The organism is Microbacterium sp. NPDC055683, from assembly GCF_053617895.1.
The window spans coordinates 1-1,380 of the sequence record NZ_JBSHGQ010000086.1 but is presented as its reverse complement, the minus strand read 5'-3'; the positions used below and the strand labels follow the sequence as shown (position 1 = coordinate 1,380).

The 1,380-nt window shown below is 57.5% G+C and carries 1 rRNA gene; it reads right to left on the bottom strand.

Features of this window, described 5'->3' with window-relative positions:
* Nucleotides 1-1,245: ribosomal RNA gene (locus ACWGPF_RS17530) — 23S ribosomal RNA — on the bottom strand; the annotation flags it as partial.
* Nucleotides 1,246-1,380: the final 135 nt, after the last annotated feature.

Sequence of the window (1,380 nt, the reverse complement as noted above, 5' to 3'; positions counted from 1 at the left end):
AGCCCCGTTACATTGTCGGCGCGGAATCACTTGACCAGTGAGCTATTACGCACTCTTTCAAGGGTGGCTGCTTCTAAGCCAACCTCCTGGTTGTCTCTGCGACTCCACATCCTTTCCCACTTAGCGTACGCTTAGGGGCCTTAGTCGATGCTCTGGGCTGTTTCCCTCTCGACCATGGAGCTTATCCCCCACAGTCTCACTGCCGCGCTCTCACTTACCGGCATTCGGAGTTTGGCTAAGGTCAGTAACCCGGTAGGGCCCATCGCCTATCCAGTGCTCTACCTCCGGCAAGAAACACACGACGCTGCACCTAAATGCATTTCGGGGAGAACCAGCTATCACGGAGTTTGATTGGCCTTTCACCCCTAACCACAGGTCATCCCCCAGGTTTTCAACCCTGGTGGGTTCGGTCCTCCACGACCTCTTACAGCCGCTTCAACCTGCCCATGGCTAGATCACTCCGCTTCGGGTCTAGAGCGTGCAACTCAAACGCCCTGTTCGGACTCGCTTTCGCTACGGCTTCCCCACACGGGTTAACCTCGCTACACACCGCTAACTCGCAGGCTCATTCTTCAAAAGGCACGCAGTCACGACTGACAGCACAAGTGCTGCCAGCGACGCTCCCACGGCTTGTAGGCACACGGTTTCAGGTACTATTTCACTCCGCTCCCGCGGTACTTTTCACCATTCCCTCACGGTACTATCCGCTATCGGTCACCAGGGAATATTTAGGCTTAGCGGGTGGTCCCGCCAGATTCACACGGGATTTCTCGGGCCCCGTGCTACTTGGGTGTCTCTCAAACGAGCCGCTGATGTTTCGACTACGGGGGTCTTACCCTCTACGCCGGACCTTTCGCATGTCCTTCGCCTACATCAACGGTTTCTGACTCGTCCCACGGCCGGCAGACCGTGGAAGAGAGATCCCACAACCCCGCATGCGCAACCCCTGCCGGGTATCACACACATACGGTTTGGCCTCATCCAGTTTCGCTCGCCACTACTCCCGGAATCACGGTTGTTTTCTCTTCCTGCGGGTACTGAGATGTTTCACTTCCCCGCGTTCCCTCCACACTGCCTATGAGTTCAGCAGCGGGTGACAGCCCATGACGACTGCCGGGTTTCCCCATTCGGAAACCCCCGGATCAAAGCCTGGTTGACGACTCCCCGGGGACTATCGTGGCCTCCCACGTCCTTCATCGGTTCCTGGTGCCAAGGCATCCACCGTGCGCCCTTAAAAACTTGGCCACAGATGCTCGCGTCCACTGTGCAGTTCTCAAACAACGACCAACCACCCACCACCCCGAGACCAAACATCCCGAGTTCACTGGGGCCGGCAACCGAAGAAACAGCCACATCGTGGCCGCTCCCTCAGACACCCAA